Origin of the sequence: Fulvimarina manganoxydans (assembly GCF_900176465.1) — a bacterium.
In the GTDB taxonomy this organism is placed as follows: domain Bacteria; phylum Pseudomonadota; class Alphaproteobacteria; order Rhizobiales; family Rhizobiaceae; genus Fulvimarina; species Fulvimarina manganoxydans.
On the sequence record NZ_FWXR01000017.1, the window covers coordinates 73,969 to 86,684 of the forward strand.

Here is a 12,716-nt window from a genome sequence, read left to right on the forward strand (position 1 = left end):
CGATCAGTGGTCCCGGGCTAGGGCCTTGAGGCCGAGGCGGATCAGTTGGGCGCTTGCCGCGCCCTCCCCCGCCTCCTTCAGCGCCGCCGCGACGGCGCTTGCTGCCTGCTCGCGTCCATAGCCAAGATTGGTCAAGGCCGAGACGGCGTCCGCAACGGGGGCAGTCGCAGTCCCGCCGCCGATATCGCGTTTCAGGCCGAACGCCTCTTCCGAGCCGGCCCCGGAAAAGGCCGGCGCTCGGTCCTTCAGTTCGGCGACGATGCGCTGGGCGACCTTCGGCCCGACGCCCGGCGCGCGAGCCACCATCGCCTTGTCTTGAAGCGCGACGGCATTGGCGAGATCGCCGGCCGACAGCGTGCCGACGACCGCCAACGCCACCTTCGAGCCGACGCCCTGCACGCTCTGGAGAAGCTTGAACCATTCGCGTTCGGCAGCGCTGGTGAAGCCGTAAAGCCGGATCATGTCCTCGCGCACGATCGTCTCGATGAAGAGGATCACCGCTTCCCCCGCCCCGCCGAGCGCAGAGAGGGTGCGCGCCCCGCAATAGGCCACATAGCCGACGCCATGAACGTCGACGAGGACGTAATCTTCGCCGATCTCGTCGATCGTGCCCTTCAATTTGCCGATCATGCGGAGCCTTCCGGGGTAACGATCGCCAGATCGGGGAAATAGCTGCGATAGCGCGTGGAATCGCGTGTCAGAAGACGATGGCCGCCCACCAGGGCATGGGCGCCGATCAGGAAGTCCGGCAGCGTGCGCTCCCGCCCCCCGCCGCGTGAGCGGTAGAGGCGGTGGGCCTTGCCCGCAATGAAACCGGCTTCGAAAGGAAGATCATCTTCCTGAAGCCTCAGCCAGCCCAGCCGCATCTTCAAATCCGCCGCTTCCAGATTCGTATGGGCGATCTCGGCCCAGACCAGTGCACTCAGGATCAAAGGTCCTGCAAGCTTTGCCTGGAACAGCGCCTCGCGAGACAGGTCGAAGTGCGGCCCGCCTGCCATCAGATCGATGAGGATATTGGAGTCAATCAGCGTCGAGGTCATCGCGAGGTCCTCGGAGCCAATCGACATAGGCCTTGCCGTCCATCCCTTTCGTATCTATCGATCCCCGCACCGAGTCGGACCATTTCATGAACTGGCGGCGCAACTCCTCTTCCGATTCGGACCCGGCCCGCCGCTCGAGACGCACACCATCCCCGCGATCGACGAAATCCACCTCGCTGCCGGGCTTGATGCCCAGCTTGTCGCGAATGGGTTTGGGGATCGTCACCTGGCCCTTTTCGGTTACGCGCATGGCACCCTCGCTCCGACAGGGTCCAGGCCCCACCATGTAATACCTGGAGGTATTACCTATGACGAAAATCAGAACAAGTCAAGAACACAACAATCAACCAAGGGACGCCAGCGCCCTTGCCTTGGCCGATTGGCGGTGGTGGCTATGGCAGATGGCGATGGCGAGTGCATCGGCTGCATCGTCGGTATTGAAGGTTGCCTTGGGCATCAGGACCTTCACCATCATGTGGATCTGGCGCTTCTCGCCATGACCGACGCCGATGACGGCCTTCTTGACGGCGTTGGGCGCATATTCGGCAACCGGCAGGCCCGCCATGGCCGGGACCAAGAGCGCGATGCCGCGGGCCTGGCCGAGCTTGAGGGTCGCGACGGCATCCTTGTTGACGAAGGTCTGCTCCACCGCTGCTTCGTCCGGCTGGTGGGTTCGGATGATCTCGGTCAGCCCGTCATGGAGCTGGCAGAGCCGGCCGGCGAGATCGAGTGCCGCATCGGACGTGACCATTCCGCTGGCGACGAAGCGCAGCGAATTGCTCTGCGTCTCGACGACGCCCCATCCCGTGCGCCGAAGCCCCGGATCGATGCCGATAATGCGGATGGGTGCCTCCTGAAGCATGATCGCCGTCCCTCCTTCTGCCTATCATGAAGAGGAAGAAATCGCATCCGTATCGTGAACGAATCTGAAACAGGATGCGAAAAAGGCGACCCTTGCCCGAGCCTTGGCGATCATACCGTCATGACCTTCGGCATCGCGGTGCCCGCGCCAAGGCTCCGACGAGTTCGGCAACGGTCAGAAGATATCGAATGGATCGAACACGCGCTCGAGAAGCCCTTCCGAGGCCCGACGCGCGCGTGCCGCTTGGCGCTCCGCGACCATCTCCTGGGTGACCGAGGCATCCCGGCGCTTCTCGTAGAAGGCATTACCGCCAGCGATCGCCACATAATGCATGTTCGTATAGGGAAAGCTGTAGCCCGCCGTGTGGAAGAACATGGCGTGATCGCCCACATAGGCGTGGCGCGTTCCGCCGAGCACCTTGTCGGCGGTGGCGAAGGCGAGGTCCCGCCCCTTGCCCATGGGCTTGGTCAAGACACCGGGCGCGAACTGCTTGCGCTGGCCAACGACGCCGCAGACCGTGTTCGGAAATTTCGGCGATTCGACCCGGTTCATCACCACGGTGCCGACGGCGACCATTCCCTCTTCGCTGGTCCGGTTGGATTCGAAATACATGACCCGCGCCATGCATTCATGCGCGCTCATCATCGGCGCGCGGGAGGCGCAGGCGCCGAGAAAGGCAAGCGGCAACAGTGCGAGGGCGGGCGATAGGCTCAAACGCATGGAGACACTCCTCGATGCGACGATCGTAAGTGCCTCAAATTGCATGCGCTCCGTTAATCTCACCTCAATGAAGGTGGTTAATAGGGCGCGCTTAGCGAGATCGGCACGGCGATAGCCTTCAGGCCGCGCGCGCGGTATCCTCGATGACGACCGACGGAGGTTCGCATGAGCGAATTGAGACAGCCGCCAAAGCGCATGACGCCGGCCGAGTTCTTCGATTGGCAGGTCGAGCAGGATCGCAATTACGAACTCGTCGATGGCTTTCCGGTCCTCGCGCCCAAGGCCATGACCGGCGCGTCGCGCCGGCACGACACCATCACCGTCAATATCTTAGCCTTTCTGCGCTATCAGCTTCGTGGCAAGCCATGCCGTCCGCATACGGCCGATATGACCGTGACCAATCCGAACGGCAATGTGCGCCGTCCGGACATCACCATCGACTGCAAAGAGGGTCCGGACCGGTCGATGGAAACGGTCGAACCGCGCGTCCTCGTGGAAGTTTTATCGCCCTCGACCATGGCCTTCGACCGATTTCGCAAGGTGGAGGAATACAAGACCAATGACGCCATTAGGGTCGTGCTACTCGTCGCCTCGGAGACGGCGGAAGTGATCGTGTGGCGCCGCATGCCGGGCTCGGCTGGCCCTGAGGCTTGGCGCTCCGAAATCGTGGAAGGGCTCGAAGCGAGGATTGCCCTGCCGGAGATCGGCTGCGAACTGCCGCTGTCGGAGATTTACGAGGGCACCGGCGTCACCAATGCGCCCACGAACAGGCCTGCCAGCTGACGCCGCGATGTCGTGCGTCTGCCGAGGTCGTTCCTGGCGATGAGCGATGCGGCGGCATGAACGGCTTACGGCTGCCTCTCTGCCGTCACAGCTGGCCGCGCAGGCGTTCGACCTCGCTCATCAACTCACTCACCGCTGCCTCGCCTGGGCGAGTTGACCCAGAAAGATGGGTCATGGCTCCAGCCCGGTCCACGTCCGGTTTATGCTGGTTGAGCTTTTGTGCCCCGTCCAGACGGGTCACATGCATCGAGAGGCCGACGATCGACCGCGTGAGCTTGTCGATGAAGTCGGCGGGTGCGTCCGAGACGGACCAGGGCCGCTCGCGGTTCGCTTCATTGGCGTCGGTCAGGGCGCCCAAATGGGCCAGAAGCGTCTTGCGGTCCGAGAGCGCCGAGACAGGTCCCTCGGCCTGGACGGCCGTATAGGTCCAGGTGGGCACGACCTTTCCGTGCTCGGCTTTCGACGGGTAATAGGACGGCGAGATATAGGCGTCCGGCCCCTGGAAGATGGCAAGAGACGGCTTGGCGCCGCCAGCCTCAGACCCCATGAAGATTGCCGAATGGGGGTTGGCGCGGGCGAGATGGGTTTCGAGAAAGACCTCGTCCCCGTCCCGGCGGACAACCATCGGCACGGGCGATGCGAAATACCGTCCGTCGATATGGGTGACCAGCGTCGCAAAACGGAGGCGGGCGATCGCTTCGACGAGTTCGTCGCGATCGCTCCAGCGGGACAGAGGCGGGGCATACATGGCGCATCCTCCTGTGAGCGCGAGCGCGATCGAACCATGGAACGCGCCATTCGCCGACCTGCAGGATGCCACGCGCCCTCGCGACTGTCTTCCCGTGAGGCTGAAAATTAAGAAGGATCAGGCCGCCGAGAGCTTGGCCATCGTCTCCTCGTCGACCTCGAAATTGGCATAAACGTTCTGGACGTCGTCGTCGTCGTCGAGATTGCCGATGAGCTTGAGGACGCTCTGGGCACGGTCTTCGTCGACGGGCGTGTTGGTCTGGGGGCGCCAGATCGCCTTGACGCTTTCGGCCTCGCCGAGCGAAGCTTCGAGCGCGGTGGACACCTCGTTCAGATCCTCGAAGGCGGTGATGATCGTGTGGCCGTTCTCGTCCGACACCACATCGTCGGCGCCGGCCTCGATCGCCGCCTCCATGATCGTATCGGCATCGCCGGCACTCGCCGGGTAGACGATCTCGCCGACCTTATCGAACATGAAGGAGACCGATCCCGTCTCGCCCAGTGCGCCGCCGGACTTGGTGAAATAGGAGCGGACATTGGATGCGGTGCGATTGCGATTGTCGGTCAGCGCCTCGACGATGACGGCAACGCCGCCAGGCCCATAGCCCTCATAGCGAACCTCTTCGTAATTCTCGCTGTCGCCGCCGGCGGCCTTCTTGATGGCCCGTTCGATATTGTCCTTCGGCATGGACTGGGCCTTGGCGTTGTTGATTGCCAGGCGCAGGCGGGGATTCATGTCAGGGTCGGGCAGGCCGGCCTTCGCCGCCACGGTGATTTCGCGAGCGAGCTTGGAGAACATCTTGGAGCGAACGGCGTCCTGCCGGCCCTTGCGATGCATGATATTCTTAAACTGTGAATGGCCGGCCATGGTGACCTCATGTCTCGTGCTGGAATGCGTGAAATCGTCCGTCATATAAAAAATGAGAAGCGCAACGTCCAGAACGTCGCGGATGCTTGCAAAGCCTATGGAGGACGATCCCCCAATGAACGAGCCGATCCAGCCGGTTCACATGCCGCCCTTGCCGCTGACCGGCGGCTGCCAATGCGGCCAGATCCGCTATCAGATCTCGGCTGCGCCGATGCTCTATTATCTGTGCCACTGCACAGAGTGCCAGCGACAGACGGCAAGCGCCTTTGGCGAGAGCCTGCGCTGCGAGTCCGAAACGGTTTCGATCACCGGCGACCTCGCCACCATCAGCTGGTCGGCGGCGAGCGGCACGAAGCGCCATGGCGATTATTGCCCGAGCTGCGGCGTGCGCATTCTCCACCGCTCCGATGCGAGGCCCGGCAATGTGAACGTCAAGGCCGGAACGCTTGACGATGCGAGTTGGCTTAAGCCCGCCGGCCATAGCTGGACGCGCTCGAAACGCAGTTTCGTGGCCATTCCCGCTGACGATCTGGCCTATGCCGAAGGTCCACCGGACGGTTTTACCGCCATCACGGCCCGCTGGAAGGCGATGCTGGAGGCCGGCCGAAAGAGCCCCTCCGAGACATGAGCGGCAGGCCGGGAATGTGAATCGGCAAGCGCGCTCCCCGATCCCATGCCTTTCTGACGGCTTGTTGATCCCGCGCTTCGCCCCGATCCGTGTAGTCTGAGGCGCAAAGCGATGCCGGTGCCGGTGAAAGCCGGCCCACCAGCGAGGGGAGCTTGCCGCCGATGCCGAACGCCCGTCTCGGACTGCCGCCGCAAAAAGAGCGCGTCGTGAAAGCCAGGGGCCCGCAAATGCGCGATCGCAGCTTCGCCATCGCCGCTCTCTTCGGGCTTCTTCTGGCGCCCTCCGCTCAGGCCCAGGAGGCGTCCCAAGCCGAGCTTAAGGACGAGCCGCCGAGCCAGTGTCGAGCGATCGCGCAAGGCTTGCCGGGCGCGACATTCGCGCAAGCTCAGCCCCAGGGGCGCGGCCTTTTCGACAATCAGACCGGCGATCGTGTTACGACGATCACCTATGTCACCCATTCGACCTATGTGATCGAAAGCCCGGGCGGCATCACGATCGCCACCGACTATGCCGGCTATTCCGGCGCGTTTCAGCCCGACATCGTGACGATGAACAAGGCCCATGGCAGCCATTATACGCTGAACCCCGATCCGAGCATTCCCAATGTCCTGCCCGGCTGGGATCCCACCGGTGCCGGCCCGGCGCGCCACCGGCTCTTCGAGGGAGATGTCTATGTGCGCAACGTGCCGACCGACATCCGCTCCTGGTCCGGTATGGAGACGGACGGCAATTCGATCTTCATCTTCGAGACCGGGGGTCTGTGCATAGGCCATCTCGGTCATCTCCATCACCGGCTGACCGAGGACGACTATTCCGCGATCGGCCGGCTCGACATTCTGATGGTGCCGGTCGATGGCGGCATGACACTCAGCCAGGAAGGCATGGGCGAGATCGCCGACCGGCTCCGCTCGTCCATCGTCCTGCCCATGCACCGCTTTCGCGGCCCGATCGAGCGCTTCCTCGACAAAATGCCCGACTTCGCCGTCGAGCGCCGCGACAGCCCGAGCCTCACCGTCTCGCCGCGCACCCTTCCACGCCAGCCGACCGTCATCGTGCTTCAGGGCGTGTAAGAGCAAAGGCCATAGGAAAAAGCCCGCCACGCTTCGTCAGCGCGGCGGGCTTGCATCTGAACGGGCCGGCTTCGGTCCGTCAGGCTGCGCTGCGCTGCGCTGAACCGATGCGCGGGACCGATCCTTCGATGCGACGGCGCACGGATTGGCCTTTGCGACTGTCTGGCCTAACTCCATCCGTCGGCCACGACTTCACGAAAAGACCCCATGACTTCGCTTCTCATGCTCTCGCCCGACCAGTTCGACGACGCGCAGATCCCCGCCGATCTCCGGGCTTTGAACGCCCGCATAAGGGCCGAGCACGATCGCAGGCCGGACACGTGGTCGAAGCCCGTCGCCGAGGTGCGCCAGGCGCGAGCCGAAGGCAAGGGCATCTTTCCGCCGCCTCGGCCGGACGAAGACGCCGAGACGATCACGATCGAGGCGCCGAATGGGGCGCCGCTCTCCTTGCGGATTATCCGACCCAGGACGCGTGAGGCGCGCGGCACCTTTCTTCACATCCATGGTGGAGGCTGGGTGTTCGGCGCCGCGCTCGAAAACGATCCGCGCTTGCGCCGCCTTGCTGAGGCGACGGGTCTCGTCACCATCTCGGTCGACTATCGTCTCGCTCCCGAACACCCCTTTCCGGCGGCGGGCGAGGATTGTCTCGCCGCCGCGCGGGCGCTTCTTGCTGGCCGCATAGGGGGAGCACCGACGGCATTCCTGGCGATCGGCGGGGAATCGGCGGGCGCCCATCTGTCGGTCGTCACCCTCCTTCGCCTCCGAGACGAAGATGGGGCGACGCCCTTCCATGCCGCCAATCTCGTCGCCGGATGCTATGATCTGGCCATGACGCCGAGCGTTGCGCGCTTCGGCGAACAGCGCCTCATCCTCAACACACGCGATGTCGGCCAGTTCGCCGCATTCGCGGTACCGGACGCATCCGCCTTGCGCGAGCCCCTCAACTCGCCGCTCTATGCCGATCTGGCCGATCTGCCGCCGGCGCATTTTTCTTGTGGCACGGCCGATCTTCTCCTCGACGATACGCTCTTCATGGCGGCCCGGTGGCTGCGCGCGGGCAACGAAACCGAGATGAGCCTCATGCCCGGCGGCTGCCATGTCTTCGAGGTTTTTGGCACGCCAAGCGGCGAGGCCTCGCTTTCACGCGCCGAGGCCTTTTTGAATGCCCGCATCGGCGCCATGATCGCCTCGCAAGGCGGCTGAGCACCGGTCGGAACGGTATTAGAGCCGGTCCGGGGCGGGTCCGAGATGATCCTTCAAGCCCCGGTCTCGACGGGGCTGTTCCGTGAAGTCGCCGCCGCGACCGCCCTGTTCATCATTCTGGTCGAACTCGCGCATCAGGTCGGAAAAGCCCCGCAGGACCTGTTTCATCTCATCGAGGGGCAGCGGCTGGCCGCGCCCACGCTGTTCGAGACGCGAGAGGCGATCTTCGATACGCTGAAGCCGGGTCTCGATCCGGCCAAGGCGCGTTTGCGGGCTGTCGCGGACCAGGCCGCGCGAGAACTCGCGCCGCGCCTCCCGGCCCTCTCTTTCGCGCGGCCCCTCCGCGTCTGCCGGCTTGCAGCGAATGGCGTCGCCGCGCACCCGGCAGAGCGTGACCGACCCGGTCTGCGTATCGAGCCTCGCAATGCCGCCTTCCACCGGCTGCATCTCGTAGCGCCCGCCCTCGTCCGTCAAAGCGGTTTGCGCCACGGCCGAGATGGGGACTGAAAGGACAACGATCAGCCCCGTCATGACGCCTATGGATTGGATTTTCATGTCATGTCCTCGGCCTTTGGGGATGTCACGCGCCGTCTTCGCGCGCGCGCTCTGACAGGCTCCATGCCCGATCTTTCCGGCGAGATCATGCCCGGCCGGCTATGCGCAGGCCGAAAACGTGCGCGCCAGGGAGAGCGCTACGAGTTGGACACATTGTCTCGCTGACGGGGCAGAGTCGACATGGACGCTTCGGCTTCCCCCCAAGGGGAAAAGGCGTCGGCTGCTCGCTACCGACAGCTGAAACAAATCGCCGAGGTCGTTACCAGGACCGCAGACAATCGCAAGCGACCACAACAGTGACTCATTGCAGGCCGTGTGAATGGCCTATGGGGAGAGGAAGCGTTTGGGAACGGCCTCGCGACACCGGCTCCGGCACCGACAGAGCGAAATGCAAAAAAACCGGGATCGCCATTCCGCTCTGAACCTTTGCTTCGGCGCATGATGGAGTCGGAAACGTCATGCAATTTCTCCGATCCCATGATGCTGCAAAGACAGCGTGCCAACAAAAATCCGTCTCATTCGATGGTGTCGACGAAGCAAGCTGCGGGACATATTATATTAACCTTTAAATATTGTATTAACCTTGCAGTAAGGTGCAAGAACAACCTTAACTCTTCGCTGGGCAACAGCGGCCACACTCGCTCTCTGAAAGCCGGGAAATGCCGGTCGAAAGCCAAGAGCGGGCCAATCCATGAATCCGTCTTCCTCACCGATCGCGAAGGCGATCGCTGCCATCCTTCTGACGACGCTTCCTCTCCTCAACGCTCCCTCGCCGGCAATGGCCGGAGAGCGATATGGGGTGCGCCAAGCCGTTGAGGTTTCGCCGCAGCTTCAGCAGAACTGGCTGCTGCAGCTCGGCCAGGCGCCGCGCGTCAATGGCGCAGGCGTCGTCTTCAGCCGCCAGCCCGCGACCGCTCACGCCTATCAGACGAGCGCCTCGCGCAGCATATTTTCTCCCTACCCCTTCGGGCGCCCCGAACCCCGAGCGGTTCAGCGCCAACCGGTCCAGCGCAACCCCGGTCAGCGTCAATCGCTTCAGCGCGGGGCGGCCTATCGGGCGACCAGCCCGGCCGCAACGATCGATCCGCTCTATCTGCCCCAGCGCGTCGCCTATTCGGGCGGTCAGGCGCCGGGCACGATCGTCATCTCGACCGCGGACCGCTTCCTCTATCTCGTCGGGCCCGGCGGCAGCGCCATGCGTTATGGCATCGGCGTCGGCAAGCCGGGCTTTTCCTGGCGCGGCTCGCACAACATCACGCGCAAGGCCGAATGGCCGGGCTGGACCCCGCCAAAGGAGATGATCGCGCGCGAGAAACGCAAAGGTCGGATTCTGCCCGCCCATATGGAAGGCGGCCCCGGCAATCCCTTGGGCGCACGCGCCATGTATCTCGGCTCGACCCTGTACCGCATCCACGGGACCAATCAGCCCTGGACGATTGGCCAAGCCGTCTCGTCGGGCTGTATCCGCATGCGTAACGAAGACGTGATCGATCTCTACGAGCGCGTCGGCGTCGGCACCAAAGTCGTTGTGATGTGAGGCTTTTTTCTCAGAAGCAGTCACGGCGTAGATGCTGAAGCCGAACAGCGATTCGTCCGCAGCGGAACCTTTCGCCGTCAAGACTGTTTTGAGAAAAAGGCGCGATTGTGGTTAAATTGCGTCAAAGGCCGGATGACCGGCCACAATAACGACCGCAAAGGTCGACGAGGCTGGAAAAGGATTTCTTCGATGAAAAAGGCGACATGGGCTCTTGCGGCCATTCTCGGCTGCGTGATCGGCTTCGGTGCGACGACGAACGGCGCGGCCGCGCAGGAACGCGTCTATGATTACGCGACCGGGCAGTGGAAAAAGGCCGACCCCCAGCTTCAGATGCGCCGCGCCATGAAGCAGCGCCGGCCGTCCGCCGCCTTCGAGCGCGCCAATGTTCGGATCGAGACGCGGGAAGCGCCGGGCACGATCATCGTCGACTCGCGTAGTCGCTATCTCTACCTCGTCGGCACGGGCGGCAACGCTATCCGTTACGGCGTCGGCGTCGGCAAGGAAGGCTTCGGCTGGTCCGGCGAGATGAAGGTCGGGCGCAAGGCCGAATGGCCGACCTGGATTCCGCCCCGGGAGATGGTCGCGCGCGAGCGCGCCAAGGGCCGCGTTTTGCCCGCCCGCATGGAAGGCGGCCCCGAGAACCCGCTCGGCGCCCGCGCCATGTATCTTTATCGCGGCGGTCACGACTCCCTCTTCCGCATCCATGGCACCAACCAGCCCTGGACGATCGGTCTGCGCCTGTCCTCAGGCTGCATCCGCATGATGAACGAGGACGTGGTCGACCTCTATGAGCGGGTTCCGAACGGCACCAAGGTCGTGGTGATCGGACCGGAAGGCCAGGGCGGCCGAGGGGTCTATCGCGATCTGGGCGCGACCGGCTCCGGCCTTCTCTCGGCGGTCTTTGAGTAAAGTCTCCTGAGATCCATTATTGCGGCGGTTCGAGAGATCCGCCATCGGCCTTTGAGCAAACGGTTGCCGGCGACGGCGGCCCTTTGGTCGTTTGAGGCACCGTCCGCGCGGCATAAGCACGTTAGCCGTCCGCAAAATTCCTTTCGGTTAGATTACAATATCGCGAAAGGCCGGACGAAGATGCCAAAGCGCGTCGCAAAGAGGAACGGCGATCTTCCGTCAGCGTTTGGTCATAAATCGAAAGGACCCGACTCGATGGCGAAAGCGCAGAACAACCGAAAGAAGTCGAAACCGCAGACCCAATCGACAGAAACCGAGATCAAAACGTCCTGGAGGTCGGACGGACAAGTCGAGGCGTTTCGCGTGCTGTCGAAGCGCATTGCATCAGGCGAACGGGTCGTACCACCCTTTCTTCTCAAGGGGCAGGCGAGGCGTGAGCACGTGCGCTCGACGCTCCGGGAGGATCACGCCGAGCGCATCGAGCAGCGCAATCCGGCGGCGCGGGAAAAATTCGACGAATTGGCAGGCGATCTCTTCAAATTCTTTCGGGGAACAGCGCTTCTGTTTTATCGCGACATGGTCGGGCAGGACGGACATATGCCGTCGGTTCTGGCTCTTGGCGACGTTCATCCCGAGAATTTCGGCGTCATGCCTGACGAGCACGGCGCGCCGATCTTCGGCGTCAACGATTTCGACGAGACGATCTACGCGCCCTTCACTTGGGATCTGAAACGCGGCGCCGTCGGTTTCTGGATCGCGGCGCGCGAAGAGGGCGGCCTTAACCGCAAGAAGCGCCGCAAGGTCGTGAAGAAATTCATCAAGGGCTATCTCGAAGCGATGGATGGCTATGCCAAACGCGCGACCGAGAAGAACGACAGCTATCGGATGGACAATTCGCCGGAGGTCATCCAGCGATTGTTCGAGGAAGCCTGGGAAGAGCGCAAGGACTGGCTCTGGGACGACTATCTGAAACCATCAGGGCGAGGCTTTCGCGCCAGCGATGAATTGCAGCCGATCTCCAACGAGATCGACAAGTTCCAGAAGGCGATCAACGATGTCATGGCGAAAAAGGGAATCGACGTGCCCGACAGGGCGGGCGAATTGAAGGTCAAGGATGTCTGCAAGCGCCATGGACAGGGCACGGCCTCGCTCGGATTGCCGCGCTACTATGTCCTGATCGAAGGGCCGTCGAAGGATGCCACCGACGATCTCATTATCGAATTCAAGCGGGCTCGCCGATCCGCCCTTGAAGGCCTGACGCCGCCCTCGGACTTCAATGCCGGCGCCAAAGCCGACCGGATCGCCCATGGCCAGGCCGTCCAGCTCGCCCATGGCGATATCTTCTATGGCGCTGTCGAGATCGACGGGAAAAGCTTCATGAGTCGCGAACGCGCCCCGTTCCGCGACGACATCGATCTCGACGAGCTCAGCTTCAGCACATGGAAGGATTATGCCGAGGTCTGCGGCGCGGCGCTGGCCCAGGCGCATGCCCTGTCCGACGATCTGGGCGAGATCGATTACGACATGGAGCCATCGATCGTCGCTGCCGCCGAACCCCGCCCCCTCTTCATTGCCGATATCGTCCGCTTCACCGAGGAAGCGGCTGATCGTCTTAAAGAGGATCACGGCTTTTTCCGTGACGACCATGCCGGCGGCGCCTTCGAGCGGATCGATATGGTCTATCGCTGAGGCAGCCGCCTTATGCGGCATCTCCCGCCGTTCGAAAGAAACGGGCGGATCGCGGCGAATTCGCCACTCCAAGGAACGCCTTCCCCGAAGCCGCCGTTTCGTTCG

General features: G+C 63.1%; 15 protein-coding genes. 7 read left to right on the forward strand and 8 right to left on the reverse strand.

Going from position 1 to position 12,716, the window contains the following annotated elements; translation table 11 throughout:
* Window positions 1-3 precede the first annotated feature (3 nt).
* From ruvA to B9A15_RS16510, 5 genes are all read right to left on the reverse strand, one after another.
* Complete coding sequence (gene ruvA / locus B9A15_RS16490) at window positions 4-630, reverse strand: Holliday junction branch migration protein RuvA (protein ID WP_084411618.1); 627 nt, start codon at window positions 628-630, stop codon at window positions 4-6.
* Entirely contained in the window at window positions 627-1,040 is a 414-nt protein-coding gene (locus tag B9A15_RS16495; protein WP_084411645.1) for a type II toxin-antitoxin system VapC family toxin, read from the reverse strand. Before B9A15_RS16495 ends, ruvA begins: the two co-directional genes overlap by 4 nt.
* The gene (locus B9A15_RS16500; RefSeq protein WP_084411619.1) at window positions 1,021-1,290 is read right to left on the reverse strand and encodes an AbrB/MazE/SpoVT family DNA-binding domain-containing protein; all 270 of its coding nucleotides are present in this window, start codon (window positions 1,288-1,290) and stop codon (window positions 1,021-1,023) included. Before B9A15_RS16500 ends, B9A15_RS16495 begins: the two co-directional genes overlap by 20 nt.
* 93 nt (window positions 1,291-1,383) lie before the next feature.
* Window positions 1,384-1,902 (reverse strand): crossover junction endodeoxyribonuclease RuvC, encoded by a 519-nt coding sequence (ruvC, locus tag B9A15_RS16505; RefSeq protein WP_084411620.1) that lies wholly within the window; start codon window positions 1,900-1,902, stop codon window positions 1,384-1,386.
* A gap of 174 nt (window positions 1,903-2,076) precedes the next feature.
* Entirely contained in the window at window positions 2,077-2,622 is a 546-nt protein-coding gene (locus tag B9A15_RS16510; RefSeq protein ID WP_084411621.1) for a cell wall hydrolase, read from the reverse strand.
* A gap of 165 nt (window positions 2,623-2,787) precedes the next feature.
* Here B9A15_RS16510 and B9A15_RS16515 point away from each other — a divergent pair, with 165 nt between their 5' ends.
* On the forward strand, window positions 2,788-3,405 hold the full coding sequence (locus B9A15_RS16515) for a Uma2 family endonuclease (protein ID WP_084411622.1): 618 nt from the start codon (window positions 2,788-2,790) through the stop codon (window positions 3,403-3,405).
* A gap of 85 nt (window positions 3,406-3,490) precedes the next feature.
* Here the strand turns inward: B9A15_RS16515 and B9A15_RS16520 are convergent, their stop codons facing one another.
* A complete protein-coding gene (locus B9A15_RS16520; RefSeq protein WP_084411623.1) occupies window positions 3,491-4,153 on the reverse strand; it encodes an FMN-binding negative transcriptional regulator in 663 nt (220 codons plus the stop codon).
* 117 nt (window positions 4,154-4,270) lie between these two features.
* Window positions 4,271-5,020, reverse strand: coding sequence for a YebC/PmpR family DNA-binding transcriptional regulator (locus B9A15_RS16525; RefSeq protein WP_084411624.1), 750 nt, complete (start codon window positions 5,018-5,020; stop codon window positions 4,271-4,273).
* Between the two features lie 115 nt (window positions 5,021-5,135).
* On the opposite strand from B9A15_RS16525, the gene B9A15_RS16530 reads away from it, so the two are divergent.
* From B9A15_RS16530 to B9A15_RS16540, 3 genes are all read left to right on the forward strand, one after another.
* Window positions 5,136-5,648: a GFA family protein gene (locus B9A15_RS16530; RefSeq protein WP_084411625.1), complete on the forward strand. Its 513-nt coding sequence runs from the start codon at window positions 5,136-5,138 to the stop codon at window positions 5,646-5,648.
* 227 nt (window positions 5,649-5,875) lie between these two features.
* The gene (locus B9A15_RS16535) at window positions 5,876-6,718 is read left to right on the forward strand and encodes an MBL fold metallo-hydrolase (RefSeq protein WP_084411646.1); all 843 of its coding nucleotides are present in this window, start codon (window positions 5,876-5,878) and stop codon (window positions 6,716-6,718) included.
* Window positions 6,719-6,925: 207 nt separating this feature from the next.
* Window positions 6,926-7,921, forward strand: coding sequence for an alpha/beta hydrolase (locus tag B9A15_RS16540; protein WP_139798446.1), 996 nt, complete (start codon window positions 6,926-6,928; stop codon window positions 7,919-7,921).
* A gap of 18 nt (window positions 7,922-7,939) precedes the next feature.
* On the opposite strand, the gene B9A15_RS16545 is transcribed toward B9A15_RS16540, so the two are convergent.
* Entirely contained in the window at window positions 7,940-8,476 is a 537-nt protein-coding gene (locus tag B9A15_RS16545) for a hypothetical protein (RefSeq protein ID WP_139798447.1), read from the reverse strand.
* A gap of 691 nt (window positions 8,477-9,167) precedes the next feature.
* Between B9A15_RS16545 and B9A15_RS16550 the strand changes: the two genes are divergently transcribed.
* From B9A15_RS16550 to B9A15_RS16560, 3 genes are all read left to right on the forward strand, one after another.
* Window positions 9,168-10,013 (forward strand): L,D-transpeptidase, encoded by an 846-nt coding sequence (locus B9A15_RS16550; protein WP_425292967.1) that lies wholly within the window; start codon window positions 9,168-9,170, stop codon window positions 10,011-10,013.
* A 189-nt stretch (window positions 10,014-10,202) separates the two neighbouring features.
* Entirely contained in the window at window positions 10,203-10,922 is a 720-nt protein-coding gene (locus B9A15_RS16555; protein WP_084411627.1) for a L,D-transpeptidase, read from the forward strand.
* Window positions 10,923-11,177: 255 nt separating this feature from the next.
* On the forward strand, window positions 11,178-12,611 hold the full coding sequence (locus B9A15_RS16560; protein WP_084411628.1) for a DUF2252 domain-containing protein: 1,434 nt from the start codon (window positions 11,178-11,180) through the stop codon (window positions 12,609-12,611).
* The last annotated feature ends 105 nt before the right edge of the window (window positions 12,612-12,716 follow it).